Source organism: Chryseobacterium sp. GQ58, assembly GCF_059758895.1.
In genome coordinates this window covers 136317-153361 of the sequence record NZ_JCAXEH010000003.1, presented here as the reverse complement: position 1 = coordinate 153361, position 17045 = coordinate 136317, and the positions used below count along the sequence as shown (strand labels likewise).

Annotated in this window: 17 protein-coding genes; 13 read left to right on the top strand and 4 right to left on the bottom strand. The window is 39.3% G+C overall.

Going from position 1 to position 17045, the window contains the following annotated elements:
• Positions 1-50 precede the first annotated feature (50 nt).
• From AC6CHK_RS08645 to mobA, 3 genes are all read right to left on the bottom strand, one after another.
• A complete protein-coding gene (locus tag AC6CHK_RS08645) occupies positions 51-1046 on the bottom strand; it encodes an SDR family NAD(P)-dependent oxidoreductase (protein ID WP_498095253.1) in 996 nt (331 codons plus the stop codon).
• A 541-nt stretch (positions 1047-1587) separates the two neighbouring features.
• Positions 1588-2874: a conjugal transfer protein MobB gene (gene mobB / locus AC6CHK_RS08640; RefSeq protein WP_498095252.1), complete on the bottom strand. Its 1287-nt coding sequence runs from the start codon at positions 2872-2874 to the stop codon at positions 1588-1590.
• A 1-nt stretch (position 2875) separates the two neighbouring features.
• Positions 2876-3313 carry a conjugal transfer protein MobA gene (mobA, locus tag AC6CHK_RS08635; protein ID WP_498095251.1) on the bottom strand — a complete coding sequence of 146 codons (438 nt, stop codon included), beginning with the start codon at positions 3311-3313 and terminating at the stop codon, positions 2876-2878.
• 644 nt (positions 3314-3957) lie between these two features.
• On the opposite strand from mobA, the gene AC6CHK_RS08630 reads away from it, so the two are divergent.
• From AC6CHK_RS08630 to AC6CHK_RS08620, 3 genes are read left to right on the top strand one after another with little or no spacing between them, the layout of a single operon-like run.
• Complete coding sequence (locus AC6CHK_RS08630; RefSeq protein ID WP_498095250.1) at positions 3958-4725, top strand: ParA family protein; 768 nt, start codon at positions 3958-3960, stop codon at positions 4723-4725.
• A gap of 3 nt (positions 4726-4728) precedes the next feature.
• Positions 4729-5124 (top strand): DUF3408 domain-containing protein, encoded by a 396-nt coding sequence (locus tag AC6CHK_RS08625; RefSeq protein ID WP_498095249.1) that lies wholly within the window; start codon positions 4729-4731, stop codon positions 5122-5124.
• Between the two features lie 11 nt (positions 5125-5135).
• Positions 5136-5756 (top strand): hypothetical protein, encoded by a 621-nt coding sequence (locus AC6CHK_RS08620; protein WP_498095248.1) that lies wholly within the window; start codon positions 5136-5138, stop codon positions 5754-5756.
• A gap of 81 nt (positions 5757-5837) precedes the next feature.
• On the opposite strand, the gene AC6CHK_RS08615 is transcribed toward AC6CHK_RS08620, so the two are convergent.
• Positions 5838-6812, bottom strand: coding sequence for a PDDEXK nuclease domain-containing protein (locus AC6CHK_RS08615; protein ID WP_498095247.1), 975 nt, complete (start codon positions 6810-6812; stop codon positions 5838-5840).
• A 188-nt stretch (positions 6813-7000) separates the two neighbouring features.
• Here AC6CHK_RS08615 and AC6CHK_RS08610 point away from each other — a divergent pair, with 188 nt between their 5' ends.
• From AC6CHK_RS08610 to AC6CHK_RS08565, 10 genes are all read left to right on the top strand, one after another.
• Positions 7001-7306, top strand: a complete 306-nt coding sequence (locus AC6CHK_RS08610) for a DUF4134 domain-containing protein (protein ID WP_498095246.1) — start codon at positions 7001-7003, stop codon at positions 7304-7306.
• Positions 7307-7315: 9 nt separating this feature from the next.
• The gene (locus tag AC6CHK_RS08605; RefSeq protein ID WP_498095245.1) at positions 7316-7648 is read left to right on the top strand and encodes a DUF4133 domain-containing protein; all 333 of its coding nucleotides are present in this window, start codon (positions 7316-7318) and stop codon (positions 7646-7648) included.
• Positions 7645-10155 (top strand): TraG family conjugative transposon ATPase, encoded by a 2511-nt coding sequence (locus AC6CHK_RS08600; RefSeq protein ID WP_498095244.1) that lies wholly within the window; start codon positions 7645-7647, stop codon positions 10153-10155. The genes AC6CHK_RS08605 and AC6CHK_RS08600 overlap by 4 nt, the downstream gene beginning before the upstream one ends.
• Positions 10156-10184: 29 nt before the next feature.
• Positions 10185-10817 (top strand): DUF4141 domain-containing protein, encoded by a 633-nt coding sequence (locus AC6CHK_RS08595; protein ID WP_498095243.1) that lies wholly within the window; start codon positions 10185-10187, stop codon positions 10815-10817.
• A 1-nt stretch (position 10818) separates the two neighbouring features.
• Positions 10819-11811: a conjugative transposon protein TraJ gene (gene traJ, locus AC6CHK_RS08590; protein WP_498095242.1), complete on the top strand. Its 993-nt coding sequence runs from the start codon at positions 10819-10821 to the stop codon at positions 11809-11811.
• A 14-nt stretch (positions 11812-11825) separates the two neighbouring features.
• Positions 11826-12449 carry a conjugative transposon protein TraK gene (traK, locus tag AC6CHK_RS08585; RefSeq protein WP_498095241.1) on the top strand — a complete coding sequence of 208 codons (624 nt, stop codon included), beginning with the start codon at positions 11826-11828 and terminating at the stop codon, positions 12447-12449.
• Positions 12450-12459: 10 nt separating this feature from the next.
• Entirely contained in the window at positions 12460-12732 is a 273-nt protein-coding gene (locus tag AC6CHK_RS08580) for a hypothetical protein (protein WP_498095240.1), read from the top strand.
• Positions 12732-14036 carry a conjugative transposon protein TraM gene (gene traM / locus AC6CHK_RS08575; protein WP_498095239.1) on the top strand — a complete coding sequence of 435 codons (1305 nt, stop codon included), beginning with the start codon at positions 12732-12734 and terminating at the stop codon, positions 14034-14036. The genes AC6CHK_RS08580 and traM overlap by 1 nt, the downstream gene beginning before the upstream one ends.
• A 20-nt stretch (positions 14037-14056) precedes the next feature.
• Entirely contained in the window at positions 14057-14962 is a 906-nt protein-coding gene (gene traN / locus AC6CHK_RS08570; protein ID WP_498095238.1) for a conjugative transposon protein TraN, read from the top strand.
• A 463-nt stretch (positions 14963-15425) separates the two neighbouring features.
• Positions 15426-17021, top strand: a complete 1596-nt coding sequence (locus AC6CHK_RS08565) for a T9SS type A sorting domain-containing protein (protein WP_498095237.1) — start codon at positions 15426-15428, stop codon at positions 17019-17021.
• The last annotated feature ends 24 nt before the right edge of the window (positions 17022-17045 follow it).

Below are 17045 nucleotides of genomic sequence, written 5' to 3'. Positions count from 1 at the left end.
GTAATGATGGCGATTTTATCTTTTACTGTTTTTAGTTCTTTAGTTTGGGATTAAATAATTGGAAAAGATATACCAATGGCCGCTTCGCTCCATTCCCATAAGCGGTTGGCATCGGCCTTGTCTAGCGAATAGCGTTTTACCCCTGGAGACAGTTCACTATCGGATGCCAAGGGAGCTATATCCGCATCCTCGCAGTATACGCCACCTGTGATGTTGAGCAGAGATGTAGTAGCACACCATACTGTTGTCGCCGCACCCTGTGGTATGGTTTTGAGAGAAGCCAATACTTCGGGGAACATATTGCCCTTTTCATCCACAAAACCCATTTTTACAAACAATTCCAATGGTGCCTCCCTTCCCAGTTCTGTTCCTGCAATGGAACCTGGATGCAGACTGTATGCCCGTACATTGAAAGCTTTGGAACGATTATCCAACTCCACTGCAAATAAGTTACTGGTTGTTTTAGACTGCCCATAAGCCTGTAATGTTTCATATTCGCGGTTCTTAAAGTTGGGATCATCAAAATCGAAGGTTCCGAACTGATGGCCGTGCGAAGATACATTAATGACCCTGGCACCATTCGCTTGTTTGAGTGCAGGCCACAGTCTCGCGGTCAATTGGAATTGTGCCAGGTAATTGGTAGCCAGTTGTGATTCGATACCACGGCTGTCGTAGCGAAGCGGTACCCACATAATGCCCGCATTATTTATCAGCAGATGAAGTGGCCTTCCCGAAGCTAAGAATTTCTCAGCAAATGCATCAATTGAGGCCGGATCCATTAAATCCATAGGCTCTATTTCGACATTTACAACGCCTTCCAGGTTACGTTTTGCTTTCCCCGTGTCCCTTGCCGGAACAATGACCGTTGCTCCAGCCTGTGCCAATGTTTTAGTGGTTTCCAGACCGATGCCTGTATTACCGCCTGTAACTATAGCGATTTTTCCTGTAAGATCGATACCTTTGATGACATCTGCTGCCGTTGATTTCGCGTCGAAGCCCGAACCGATTGGTTGTTGCAATGCTCCCTGATAATTGTTCTGTTCCATTTTTTTAATTTTATTTGTTATTGATGAAACAAAGGTAGATAGGCGATCTAAGTCTGACTTTGTTCAAACATCCGAAATTACTTTATTTAAAAGACCATTGTTCTTATTGATGGAATATACGAGAGTAGGATGATTTTTGTAGATTTACTGTTATTACGAAAATGAAATTTGAGAAACATTTTCGCACCGAAAGACAAAGGTCTTACATCAAATATTTTGTAGTGTGTTCTCTCGACTGAAAAGACATTGAAAGCGACACTCATTGTAGAAGCGGTTGACCATATCTTCCGATTCAAAGGAGCCATACGAGTAGAAGAACTCAACGTTTTAATTTAAAATTTCACTCTTTGTTATCATTCGTTATATTATTTGTTTTCTTAGGTAGCTTTCTGTCCAAAGGAGTGTCATTAAATCATTTTCCTTACAAAATTAACAATTTTCTCCCGAAGACCCTGAGCACCAATTAAATAATCGTTTAACAATCAAAAATATAGAAAGACTATTTACAGTAACCTGATGTAAAGAGAAGGTAATCTCATTTCTACCGTCGACCCCTTTGGTGTTTCTTTCTCCTATGCATTTTATTGACAAAAGCCAGTTCGTCGTCATCTTCACCTTGGGCGTCAGGGAGTAAACTGCCTAACGCTTCAATTAAGCCGTTCTCTTGCTTATTCGTGGACATGAAGTCGAACAACTGGTGTGGCTCTTCAGCAGAAAGATCTGCCTGATTTCCTGTCAAGTTTTTCGATGGTAGTTCAGCATGTTCTTTACTATTTGCTTTAATAGTATTGTCCCAAAGATCATTGAAGCTATTGGCGGAAAGTTCCTTTCCCAATCGCGAACCGTTCCAAACCGTCTTGGAATAATGGTCTATAAAAGTTATCCCGTAAAGGCGCCCTGCATCATTCCGGCGTATCACTGTGTCAATGCCTTGTTCCGTTAACTGCTTTTTAAAAGCCTGTTCATCGGTTGTAGTTTGCAGGGCGATGACAATAGCAGATTTTAAGGTGTTTTTATTTGGGATATCTTTTAAAGCTGTTTTGCATTTCGTACAATGCAGTTCTATAGCCGAAAGCCCTGCGTTCTTTCCAAACAATGATGCCTTTAGCGGATGTCCGGCTCTCTCGCCTCTCTTATTTAAGGGAATATACAATAAACCTCTCTTCATCTGTCCCTGCAATTCGCCCTCTATTTTCTCGGCTGTAATATTGAAAAGGGAAAGCAAGGCATTGTACTCCCCGAACGTTTGATATTGGTAATACTTCGGAAGATGGCGAACGACGGAAGCAATCTGACTTTTTACATCACCAGCTCTATAATCCACAGGACAGAAAATCTTATCATTTTTAGTGCTTTTCTTATCTGTTGCGGTTATCAATCCATATTTTCGTTCCAGTTCACGACATACATTCATCGACAGTATTCTCTCGAACCTATCAGAAATTTTTTTTCCTTCTTCATCTATACAGACTGAAACAATATGAATATGACTACGGCCGATATCAGAATGTTTGAATACGACGAATGGCTGGTTCCCGTAACCCATTTCTTCCATGTAAAACTGAGCCATTTCTCTATATTTTTCATCAGAAACCCTGTCTTTAGGATCAGGATTCAGCGAGATATGCAACGTATGCTTTTCGGTTTTTCGATTCGCTAAAAGGTAAGGTTCAAATGATTTCGCTAATTGAGAAACAGAATATTTGGCATCAGATGTTTCGATCATTTTGTTCGTCAACAGGATTTCTCCCTTTTCCTGTTCCATTTTTAAGTTATTGTACGATAATGTGCCGAAAAGATTGCTGCTTCTGCCAATTTTTGCGATCATTTTATTCTGAATTTTTCAAATGTTTTTGATCAAATTCCTCTGTAAGCTGCATTACTTTTTTGAAGATATCGACCATTTCTAAAGTCTGTTTTTCCAATTTATAGAGTAGAGCTGCCGCTTTTTTTTCAGGAAAATTGTGATATAGGATCTTCACGATCTGATTATAATTGACTCCAACTGCCCTGAACTGACTGTGAAATGAGGTCAACCGCATATAGAAATCGGCTGTTCCTTTGTCAACTTTCACGGTCTTGATTTTCTTTTCGAAAATACAAGATGTAATAAAGTGGGCTTTTACTTTCATTCCTGATTGTTCAAAAAGGTCGAGAAATCGTGCATTCTCGACTGCATTGAAAGAGATTGTGTATCGAATTGTAGCAGGATCCGTTTTCGGACGGCGTCCTGTCTTTTTATGTTGTTTGCCATTATGTTCATTCATAATCAATCCATTTAATTTCATAAAACATCGACTTCGGAGATTGTTTTCAGTCCCCTGCAAGGGCAAGTGGTTTTGAGCATCGGAAAACGTTTCGAGATGCTCAAAACACAACTTGCCCCTTTCGGGTGAAAGGATATACCCACAATATGATAGACTGAGTCCAGCATTGCAGACTCATCATATGTCTAAAGATTGAGAGCTTTAAACCAGTCAATTAACCTTTGACAAAGTAAACAACAATGCCTAACAGATTCTCTGATGTTCAGAATGCCAAGCAAAACCACCGCGCGCCAAAGACAACCAGTCATAACTGAGTACAATCTGATGTTATTTATTTGTAAAAGAATATCTGCAGGACTGATGTATGGCAAAATTGTTTGAGATCTTGAAGGCAGGCTTTCCAGCTTTCCGGAAGTCAGGATAGCCTAAAAGACATCTGACAAAATAGGGATCAGTCTGAACTGATATCTTGACTGAAGTACAGAATCCTTTCCCTACTGATAGATGCCTTACTCTCAAGCTGGAAGTCAGGAATACCTTTAGGAGTCCAAGATTACGACAAAGCTGGATGTAATTCAAGCCTGCTCGCCAATTGTCACTATAGATGTAGCGACTACCAATGTTTAACTATAAAATCAGAAAAAATGGAAACAAAAAAAGAACCAGCAATTATTGCCTTTTCCACTCAAAAGGGAGGGGTAGGTAAAAGCACTTTTACAGCGCTTTTGGCCAGTATTCTTCATTACCGTTTGGGATATAATGTCGCAGTGTTTGACTGTGATTTTCCCCAGTACAGTTTGATACAGATGAGAGAACGGGATCTAAAAACAGTGATGCAAAATGAGGTATTAAAAAAAATGGCCCATAAGCAGTTCACCAGCATTAATAAAAAAGCCTATCCTGTTTTCCAGAGTAAGACCGATACGGTTTTGGAAGAGTTTGAAGAGTATCTTGTTAATTCCGAAGTTGCGCCGGACGTCGTTTTTCTGGATCTACCCGGCACGGTCAACACTGCGGGCATTTTGAGTACACTCGCCAATGTTCACTACATTTTTTCTCCCATCACGGCAGATCGGGTTGTCCTGGAAAGCACCCTGAGTTTTACAGATGTCATGACCAATGTCCTAATGAAGAAAAAGCATACCGAGATCAAAAGCATACATCTTTTCTGGAACCAGGTCGATGGCAGAGAAAAAACACCATTGTATAAAAATTACAGTAAGGTGATTCAAGATCTGGGACTTCAATTAATGGAAACTTCCATCACAGATAGCAAGAGATTTCGTAAAGAAGGTGAGACGGTCGCAAAAACCGTTTTCCGTTCGACATTACTGCCCGCAGACCCTAAATTGATGGCATTATGCAGGCTGGATCAGTTTATGGATGAGTTTTTAAGAATTGTAAAATTGTAAAAGATGAACCATAATAAAATAAACAGCGAAGACAACAGTATTGATGAACAATATCTGATGTCCATCATGGCTGGCAGCACAAAGAAAGAATTGCAAAGTCAAGAACTGGATTCCCCAAAAGAAAATCCGGTTTTGAAGCAAAAACCAAAGAGCAAGCGAAGCGTTGAAATTACTTACGCTGAGCAGTTTCTAACGCATCACACGATGACCAAGCGTGGAGATAAAAGTATCTATATACGTCCTGAATATCATGAACGACTTTCCCGGATCATCCAGATTATTGCCGAAGATCAAATCCCTTTATATGCTTATCTCGATAATATTTTGGCGTACCACTTCGAAACGTTTGAAAAAGAGATTACTGATGATTTCAACAGCAAATACCGTCCAATCTTTTAAAATATCATCTTATGGAACAATTAATCATCACTGGTTTGTTAATTATAATCATCCTGATCCTTTGGGAAAAGAAGTTTTCAAACCCGCGTACTCAGGAAAAAGACACCAATAATCATTCTGATGGACCATCTATTATGGGCGAAACAAAGAAAGAAGAAAGAAAATCAGTGCCTTCTGATGCTGATCAAGGCCAGAGCGAATCTATCGCACCTAAAACAAATAATCTTGATCCAGAAACCAAGGAAGAAGTATTTGAAAATATTGCGTCAAAGAAAGAAATTGACGATATACTGGTCCAAACTAATGATTGGGAGGAAGAGGAAGGGTGGCAATATCAGGATGATTCTAAAATTGAAAGCGGGTTTGCTACAGGGGTTACCTTTCAGGAATTGAGTACTGCGGGACAGTTGCTTCAGCTAGATGTGCTGGAGCCTGCCTTAGAACAAGAAGCAGTTAACATCATTCAAAAAATTCAGGGAACCGAGCTTTTTGAACTTTTAGAAAATTCATTGGAAGATGCTTCAAAGCGAATAACATCTTTGCTAAGCCATAGTATTTCGAATGATGACAAGGTTATTTCTATGAAGCGCAAAGATGGAGCCGAAGGTTTCGATATCGGGGAGTTTATTTAGGTAAATTCCCCTTAATATTTTATTTTTAAGAAAGGCTCAGATTATAAATTCAAGCCCAAAAATGACGATTAGATTAGAAATTTATTCCCTGCTGTCAAACAACTCATGTAATTTCTGCTGCAGAACTTTTTTGTCCGGAAGCTGGGTCTTGTATTCAGAGACCATGGTTGGAGACAGACTTCTGCTCAGCGCATATTCTACCACTTCGCTGTCCTTGTCTTTACACAGCAGTACGCCGATGCTTGGGTTTTCATTCTGACGTTTGACATCCCTGTCGAGAGCCTCCAGATAAAAATTGAGCTGACCCAAATGTTCGGGTTTGAATTTATCTGCTTTCAGTTCAAATGCGACGAGGCATTGCAGGCCTCTATGAAAGAATAAAAGATCGATATAAAAATCAGAATTACCAACCTGCACTTTATACTCCTCGCTGATAAAAAGAAAATCTCTGCCTAATTCCAGGATGAAGTTTTTCATTTGCTGTATCAGGCCTTTTTGGAGATCACTTTCATTGAACGTTTCAGGTAAATTTAAAAAGTCGAAAATATAGCTGTCCTTAAAGGTGTTTGTAATTTCGGCATTGGTTTCTCTCAACACTGTTGAGAGATTTGAATTTCCGATCATCGTCCTTTCAAAAAGGCTGCTGGAGATTTGCCTGTCGAGTTCCCTGAAACTGTAATTTTCCTGCTTTGTCAGTTTGATGTAAAACTCCTGTTCTTCAATTGTCTTGCAACGTGAAAAAATAGCCAAATTATGGGACCAGCTGATTTCTCTCAACAGTGTTGAGACTTTTGGAAAACCCTTGTAGGTTTCATAAAACTGCTTCATTCTCCAAAGGTTCTTATCCGAAAACCCTTTGATTTCAGGTTCATTGCTTTGGATGTATTGGGATAATTCTTTGACCACGGATTGTCCCCATTCACTTAGTTCTACCTTTTTACTGATATATTCACCAATGTTCCAATATAAATTGATCAGTTCCGCATTGACTGTTTTTATAGCATTGTTTCGAGATCCCTTGATGAGTTCAATAATGTCTGTGAACCTTTTATCCATTATTTCCTTTTTTAATTCCTTACAAATTTACAATTAATTATAAATGAATCCAGGCAAGAACACTGTTAGTTAACAGCCAAAAGATTCCCGATGATGCCAATCGACTAAAATAATTCCAGGGCTCTGACATCTTTGTCTCATAGTTCCGCAAAGTGCGGCATACCATAACCAATTAATGCGTTTCAATTATGAAAAAACAAAGAAAAAAACTCATGGTATTAGGTTTAAACCTGATGGCAATCACAGGTGCCTTTGCCCAAGGCAATGGTACTGCAGGTATCAACGAAGCCACCCAGATGGTGACCTCTTATTTTGAACCGGCCACCCAGCTTATCTATGCTATCGGGGCAGTTGTCGGGCTGATCGGAGGGGTAAAGGTCTACAATAAGTTCAGCAGCGGCGATCCAGACACGAGCAAGACCGCAGCCAGCTGGTTCGGTGCGTGTATATTTCTGATTGTGGCAGCAACGATTCTCCGGTCATTCTTCCTTTAAATAATGATTATGAATAGCTATCATATCAATAAAGGAATCGGAAGGACGGTGGAGTTCAAAGGGCTGAAAGCACAGTACCTGTTTATTTTCGCCGGAGGATTATTAGGATTACTGGTCTGTGTCATGATCATGTACATAGCAGGTGTCAATACCTACCTATGTTTATCATTCGGAGGAATCAGCAGCAGTATACTCATCTGGCAGACCTTTTCACTGAACAGAAAATACGGCGAGCACGGCCTGATGAAATCAGGTGCTCACAAAAAGCATCCCAAATACATTGTCAGTCGTAAGTGCATCTACCGATATCTGAAAAGTAACCGTCAAAAGACTTCAGTATGAGGAATTCTTCTAAAACCGCAACCCTGGAGAGTAAATTTCCATTACTTGCGATTGAGAACAACTGTATCATTTCAAAAGAGGCTGACGTAACGATGTGTTTCAAAGTAGGTTTACCTGAATTGTTTACCGTTGCCTCTGCTGAATATGCTGCCATCCATTCCACATGGTTTAAAGCGATTAAAACCTTACCAGATTATAGTATTGTCCACAAACAGGATTGGTTTATCAAGGAAAATTACAACCCGGATCTGTCCAGAGAAGACCAGAGCTTTCTGTCAAAATCTTTTGAACGGCATTTCAATGAAAGACCTTTCTTAAATCACTACTGCTACCTATTCATTACCAAGACCACCAAGGAACGAATGAGAATGCAAAGCAATTTCTCATCCCTCTGCAAAGGAAAACTCATTCCAAAAGAGATCAGGGAAAAAGAAATAATCGACAGATTTTTGGAAGCGGTGGATCAGTTTGAAAGAATCATCAATGACAGCGGATATATAAGATTGGAAAGAATGACAGAAGATGAGATTACCGGAATAAAAGATCAGTCCGGACTTTTAGAACAGTATCTCACATTATCCAGAGACAGTAATCCTTCGCTTCAGGATATCAGTCTGGGCGCTGAAGAAATTCGTATAGGCAGCAACAGAATCAGCATGCATACGTTATCGGATACCGATGACCTGCCCGGGATGATATCATCACACAGCCGGTATGAGAAACTAAGTACAGACCGCAGCGACTGTCTGTTGTCATTCGCATCACCTGTAGGACTGTTATTGAATTGCAATCATATTTACAACCAATATTTATTCATTGACAACAGTGATGACAACTTAAACAAATTTGAGAAGTCCGCCAGAAATATGCATTCACTGGCAAGATACAGCCGAGCGAATCAGATCAACAAAGAGTGGATCGAAAAGTATCTGAATGAAGCTCACTCATATGGTCTGCAGTCTATCAGGGCACATTTCAATGTGATGTCGTGGTCTGACAGTCCTTCGGAATTGAAACAGCTAAAAAACGATACCGGCAGTGCATTGGCCTTGATGGAATGTAAACCCAGACATAATACCACAGATACAGCAACACTGTATTGGGCTGGTATTCCTGGAAATGCCGGCGATTTTCCGAGTGAGGAGAGCTTTTACACGTTCATCGAACCTGCATTGTGTTTTTTCACGGAAGAGACCAATTATAAGGATTCTCCGTCACCATTCGGGATCAAGATGGCGGACCGGCTGACCGGAAAACCCGTTCATCTGGATATCTCGGATCTTCCGATGACAAGAGGCATTATCACCAACAGAAACAAATTTATTCTGGGACCGTCGGGAAGCGGTAAATCATTTTTCACCAATCATATGGTACGGCAGTATTATGAGCAGGGTGCCCATGTGCTGCTGGTCGATACAGGAAATTCCTACCAGGGACTGTGTGAACTGATCAAAGGAAAAACAAAAGGGGAGGACGGCGTCTATTTTACCTATACAGAAGATAATCCCATTGCCTTCAATCCATTCTACACAGATGATGGCGTCTTTGATATTGAAAAGCGGGAAAGTATCAAAACATTGATCCTGACTTTATGGAAGCGGGATGATGAACCGCCGGCCCGTTCAGAGGAAGTCGCTTTATCCAATGCAGTGAGTGGATATATTGAACAGATCAAACGCAGCGATCAATTCCCCTCTTTCAACGGCTTTTATGACTATGTCAAGGAAGATTATCAAAAGGTTCTTGAGCAGAAGAAGATCAGGGAAAAAGATTTTGATATCGCCAACTTTCTCAATGTATTGGAGCCTTACTACAAAGGTGGAGAGTATGATTACCTGCTCAATTCTGAAAAGCAGCTTGACCTTTTATCAAAGCGTTTCATTGTTTTTGAGATTGATGCAATTAAAGACCATAAGATCCTGTTCCCCATTGTGACCATCATCATTATGGAGGTCTTTATCAATAAGATGCGACGACTCAAAGGTATCAGAAAATTAATCTTAATTGAAGAAGCGTGGAAAGCGATCGCCAAAGAAGGGATGGCAGAATATATCAAATATCTGTTCAAGACCGTCAGGAAATTCTTCGGCGAAGCAATAGTGGTCACGCAGGAAGTGGATGATATCATCCATTCGCCGATCGTCAAGGAAAGTATCATCAATAATTCGGACTGCAAGATCCTTTTGGATCAACGTAAGTATATGAACAAATTCGATGACATCCAGACGATGCTTGGCCTGAGCGACAAAGAAAGATCTCAGGTGCTTTCAATCAATATGAACAATGATCCGAATAGATCGTATAAAGAAGTATGGATCGGTTTGGGTGGCGCCCACTCAGCAGTCTATGCTACAGAAGTTTCAACCGAGGAATATCTTGCTTACACGACCGAGGAAACAGAGAAAATGGAGGTGATGCATCTCGCCTCTGAACTTGATGGCAATGTAGAACAGGCCATCAAGAGAATTTCTTTAAAAAAAATCAAAACGAATAAAGACAATACTTAAAATTAATCAATCAATTAAAATGAACTACAATGAAAAATCTAATCATTAAAACCCTGATGGTAGCGGTTCTTGCTACAACAATATCTTTAAAAGCGCAATTCGTAGTGACCGATCCTGCCAATCTTGCTTCAGGAATTTTAAATTCAGCCAATGAAATTGTGCAGACCTCAAATACGGTTTCCAATGTGGTGAAGAATTTCAACGAGGTCAAGAAAGTGTATGAACAGGGAAAAGAATATTACGACAAGCTGAAAGCCATCAACAATTTGGTCAAAGATGGCAGAAAAGTTCAGCAAACTGTTTTACTGGTAGGCGATGTTTCAGAAATGTATGTCAATAACTTCGGAAAAATGCTCAACGATCCCAATTTCAATGCACAGGAATTGACCGCCATTGCCAACGGATATTCTCAACTGCTTAATGAGAGTACTGAGCTGTTAAAGGAACTGAAAGAGATCATTACGGCCAATGGACTTTCACTCAATGATAAAGAAAGGATGGACATCGTTGACCGGGTTTATAAAGAAGTCAAAGACTACCATAATCTCGTTCGCTATTTCACAAACAAGAATATTTCTGTAAGCTACCTGAGGGCAAAAAAACAGAATAATACGCAAAGAGTTTTGAATCTCTACGGAACAGCTAATCAAAAATACTGGTAATATGGAAGCCAACAATTTACATGAAGTATTACGCACGGTTTATGACGAGATGATGCCATTGTGTGCAGACATGGCAGCCGTTGCACAGAGTGTTGCAGGATTAGGAGCATTATTTTATGTTGCCATCAAAGTCTGGCAGGCACTCAGTCGGGCAGAACCAATCGATTTGTTTCCGATGCTCAGACCTTTTGCGATCGGAATCTGCATCATGTTCTTTTCAACCCTTGTATTGGGAAGCATCAATGGCGTGATGAATCCAATCGTTCAGGGAAGTCATTCGATATTAGAGGATCAGGTTTTGGATCTGAATGAACTGCAGCAGAAAAAAGACCTGTTGGAAAGGGAAGCCATGTTAAGAAATCCTGAAATGGCCTATCTTATTTCAGATGAAGAATTTGACAAGAAACTGGAAGAACTTGGCTGGTCTCCTCAGGATCTGGTTACCATGTCCGGGATGTATATCGAGAGGGAAATGTTTTCCATTAAGAAAGATATCAGGGATGGTTTCCGCGAATTTCTTGAAATCTTATTTCAATCTGCGGCACTGGTAATCGATACTATAAGAACTTTCTTCTTAATTGTATTATCTGTACTCGGACCCATTGCCTTTGCCATATCGGTATGGGATGGTTTTCAAAGTACGTTGACCCGATGGCTGACGAGATACATCAGTGTTTATCTCTGGCTTCCTGTTGCCGATATATTCAGTGCGATACTCGCTAAAATTCAATCTTTAATTATTGAAAAAGACATTGAGATGCTGTCTGATCCCGACTTTATTCCGGATACTTCCAATACCGTCTATATTATTTATATGATCATTGGGATCATCGGATATTTTACGGTTCCAACCGTGACAGGATGGGTGATACAAGCAGGCGGGGCTGGAAATTTTACCCGCAATGTGAATCAGACTGCACAGAAATCAGGAAATATTGCCGGAGCTGCTGCCGGTTCTGCAACAGGAAATATTACAGGCAGATTATTAAAATAAGTAACCTAAAGACAATGGAATTTAAAACCTTAAGAAATATAGAAAACAGTTTTAAGCAGATCAGGTTATTCACTTTTGTTTTCGCGCTGTTATGCTTCGGAGTTGTAGGATTGGTCATCTTTAAATCCTATCAATTTGCCGAAGAACAGCGTCAGAAGATCTATGTTCTGGATAACGGAAAATCTTTAATGGTTGCGCTGTCGCAAGACATGTCAATCAACCGGCCCGTAGAAGCAAGAGAACATGTGAGGCGTTTTCATGAACTGTTCTTTACGATTGCGCCGGATAAGAATGCTATTGAGAGCAATGTCAAAAGAGCATTCAATCTGGCTGACCAGTCAGCCTTCCATTACTATAAAGACCTTTTGGAAAAAGGATATTATAACAGGATCATATCCGGAAATGTACAGCAAAGAATTGAAGTAGACAGTGTTGTAGCCAACTTCAACAAGTATCCTTATGAAGTACAGACCTTTGCAAGGCAGTTCATTATCCGGTCAAGCAACTTAACCATCAGAAGTTTGATCACCGACTGTTTACTGGTCAACTCCGTAAGATCAGACAGCAATCCGCAGGGATTTACCATTGAAAGATTTAATGTTGTTGAAAATAAGGATGTTGAAACTGTGGACCGATAAAATAAAACCTATGAAAAAGCTGAGAAAAACAATTGATCAATTTATTTTGAACGCAGAGCTACGATGGAACGCAGTACCTCAAAAGCGCCAGCGGTTGCTGACTAAAGTCTTCTTTGCTTGCTATCTGACACTAACGGTTTGTACTTTTATGCAGATGCGGTTAAGCATTAATGGAAAACATATCCGAACAGGTGGTCATATTAACAATATTCCTGCAAAAATTCAAACAGGCGTCCAACCCTCGGAAATTTTCTTAAATAACTGTAATCAAAAATCACGATAATGAAAGATCCACATACCGCTCCAATAAGAATTACCGAGACCGGTCCCAAAACTTCAGGGAAACCTGATTTTCAGGAAAATAAAAAACTGCAGTTGGCAAAACTGAAGAAACTTCTGACCTATTGCTTGATGGCTATTGTATGCGTTGGCTGTTTGTATTTGATCTTTAAACCAAAAGAAAAAGTCACTACAGGAGATTCCGGATTCAATTCAAGCATTCCGCAGGCCGCCGACGACAAGTTACAGGCAGACAAGCAGAAAGCCTATGAACAACAGTTGCTCAAAGAGAAAAATGAACAGAAAAAGAGATCCCTGACTCAATTGTCTGATTATTGGACTGATCCCAGTATGTCAGGTGGTGAAACATTGGATCCGATCTCAATTGATGATTCTAAGAAGTTAGCTATGGATCAGAATGCGGTTAACAGCTACAGGAATGCACAGCAAACCTTAGGTTCTTTCTACAGCCGGGATGATCAGGAAATCAACCGACTTAAAAATGAAATTAAAAGGTTGAAAAAATCAGCATCACATAAGCAAGCAGCACCCACGGGAACAACGATCAACGATCAATTAGAACTGATGGAAAAGTCTTATCAGCTGGCTGCAAAGTATTTCCCAGCACCTCTCGATGATGGGATAGCTATAGAGAAGAAAATCAGCGAAAAAAAGGAACAAGAGAAAGAAGCTCAAATATCCGTTGCTCAGCCTCTCAGAGCGAATATTGTAACCAGTCTGTATCGTGAAGTCAGTGACAGTTCATTTTTAGCAGGAATGGATAAAAACCAATTTAATGGTTTGCAGGATGAAATGGAAAATATTGCTCCTGAAAATCCAAACAGTATCCGGGCGGTAATTCATGAAACAAAGATAATAACCGCTGAAAGTATGGTTTCCTTAAGACTCTCGCAGACCATGAGGTTAGGAAACATACAAATTCCATCGGGAACGGTTCTGAAAGCATCAGCAAAATTTCAGGGTGGAAAATTGCTGTTGAAGATATCAACGATCGAATATCAAGGCAATATTCAGCATGTTGACATCAATATCTATGATAATGATGGACAACTGGGACTCAACATTCCTTATTCACCTGAACAAAATGCGATGACTGATATTTTAGCCCATATGGGTAATACCTCGGGCACGAATATTATGATGACCCGGTCAGCAGGTCAGCAGATTGCTGCAGATTTAACCAAAGGAGCCGTTCAGGGCGTCTCGGGATATTTCCAAAAGAAAGTTAAACTTTTAAAAGTCACTGTAAAAGCGGGACATCAGGTTTTCCTGCTCTCAAAAAAGTAATGAAACAAAAATTTAAAATAATGAAGAACCTATTTAAACACTGGATAATCGTTATCCTCTTATCCTTATCACCCGGTCAGATTCATGCTCAGAAAATGCCCGAATTCAAATCACTCAGCGAGGCCAGGTTAGAGCCTTACAAAATGGAAGTGACGTACCATAAAACAACCCATTTATTATTCCCATCACCAATACGGTATGTGGATTTGGGAAGTGAAAATCTGATTGCCGGCAAAGCTGAAAATGTAGGGAATGTGCTTCGGGTCAAATCAGCAGTAAAAGATTTTCAGGAAGAAACCAATTTTTCAGTGATTACTCAAGATGGCAAGTTCTATAATTTTGATGTCTTTTACAGTTCTTATCCTGACACCCTGAATTATGATCTTCTAAAACTGCAAAGGCACTATGAAAAACAATATTCAGCAGAAGTATTATTTGATGATCTCAAAGGGCAATCTTCTTCATTAACAGCATTACTCATGAAGTCTTTGAATGAACAACCAAAAGGTAACGTCAAACGTCTCACGGCAAAAAGCTTCGGAATTCAGTTTTCGCTGAAATCTTTGTATGTACATGAGGAAAAGTTTTATTTTGTTTTCAACATCAAGAATAAAAGTAATATCTCCTATGAAATAGATTTTGTAAGTTTTAAAATTGTTGATAAGAAAAATCTAAAGCGAATAGTCGTACAGGACAAAGTGCTGACACCTGTTCGGGATTATTTTGTAAGCAAAAGCATCAGCCAGCACTCTGAAGAAAATTTTAGCTTTCTATTAGATCAGTTCACATTGTTGGAAGATCAAATACTGGAAATTGAACTATTTGAAAAAGATGGTGGACGCCACCAGAAACTTCGGGTTAAAAATAGTGACCTCATTAATGCCTTTACCAAAAACAAACATGAGTTTAAAGCTGAAGTAAGATAAAAGTTTTATAACAGCATTTTGCTGTACCCAAAAACGTACTAAAAACGTATTTATGAATGGAAAATTACTGAGGCTCAACTTCATGCAATCTCCTACATTAGTTGTTTTAACCTATTGATGTTCGCTTCTTACTGCAGACAATCTTCAATACCGGAGACGTTCACTCCTCCTCAAATGAAATTGCAGTCTTAAGCTCTATGCTAAATTGTTAGCGGGCCAACAATTATTATAATTTAATTATATATGTGGTACAATATTCAATGCCTAAGTCGTAGTAAATAAGATGGTAAAAAGTTATTAAATAATGGATCTGAAGTTAAATAAATACGTTTTTTGGCTTAATTTTTTAACACAGAATTAAATAAGTGGCAATGTATTTTAATTATTTTTGAATATTGTTCATAAACAATTATTTATTTGTTAATATATTGTAGTTTTACTGGTAATTAATAAATTAAGTGTTATGAAAAAAATTCTATTTGCATGTATGATGGTATTGGGAGCAATGTCATCAGCACAAATCTCTTACAATTACGGATGGGAACCGACGGGAGACGGATCTTGGACTTCTAGTGGGTCAGGGTCTTTTAGTAGATCAGTAAGTACACCGTGTACCGGAACAGCAGGTATGCGAGCCAACAATTACTACAATGCTTCTTCGTACTTAGTGTCTCCTGCATTAACAGGAACAAATGGCGGGGATTTAAATGTAAGTTTTGCTTATAAGGTTACCGAATATTCTAGCAATAGTACAGGTGCTTCACAGGCAGATTTTGGAGTTATAAAATTAGATTGGGCGACTTCTGCAGCCGGTCCGTGGACAACAGCTTATATAATAGACAATACAAGTCATGTGGTATCTGCATCTTGTGCTACTAAATCAGCTACTATTTCTGGTGTGCCGGCTTCTGGAAATTTGTTTATTAGATTTGAAGCAAAATCAGGACTCAGTACTTCAGATAATTATGTTTATTTTGATGATATTAATATTACTCAGGGTGCTGCACCATCATGTCTTAGTCCGAGTTCTGTAATTGCATCAAATATGACAACAGCAACGGCAGATATTTCATGGACTGCGCCTACAACGGCTCCAGCAAACGGATATGAACTTTATTATAGTACAAGTGCGACTCCTCCGACTGCTACAACAACGCCATCCCATACGGGTATTACAGGGGTTTCCAGAGCGTTGTCCGGGCTTTCTCCTAGTACTCAATATTATGTTTGGGTGCGGTCTAACTGTACAGCAACAGATAAAAGTGGATGGACTGCGGTTTATAGTTTTACAACCCCTTGTGCAAGTACGAACTTACCTTATACTCTAGATTTTGAAAACGTAACAACACCTGCTTTACCCGGCTGTGCAACAATTTTTAATGCAGGAACAGGTAATAATTGGAGGACTAGTTCACCTGGTGGGTTTGGTTTTGCAAACAAGGCGCTTACCTATGTTTATCATGATACTAATGCAGCTAATGCATGGTTCTTTACTCAAGGGGTTAATTTAACAGCCGGAGTACAATATAACATAAGCTATGACTATGGTAATAATGGCGGAGCTACATATGTTGAAAAACTAAAGGTACAATATGGCAATAATCCAACTGTTTCTGCAATGACTAACACAATTGCTGATCATCCTAATATTGTAAACGGAACATCATCTACAGTTTCCGCATTAAGTTCTTCAGTTACTTTTACCCCAGCGGTAACAGGGGTTTATTATTTTGGATTTAATGCTTATTCAGCAGCTGATAGAAACAGATTGTTCGTAGATAATATTTCAATTACTGAATCATCATTAGCAACTTCTGAAACTGCTCTTACTAAAAATAATCTTAAAGTTTCACCGAATCCGTTTAGCGATATCTTGAATATTTCAGATGTAAGCAATGTGAAATCTATTTCTGTAATGGATATAGCAGGCAGATTGGTGAAAACTTTTGATAAGCCAGAATCTGCTCTTCATTTAGAAGAATTAACTTCAGGAATGTATTACGTTGTTCTGAATATGAAAGATGGTTCTAAACAGACAGTTAAAACAATTAAAAAATAATTTATTTTAGATTCTTTATAAGAA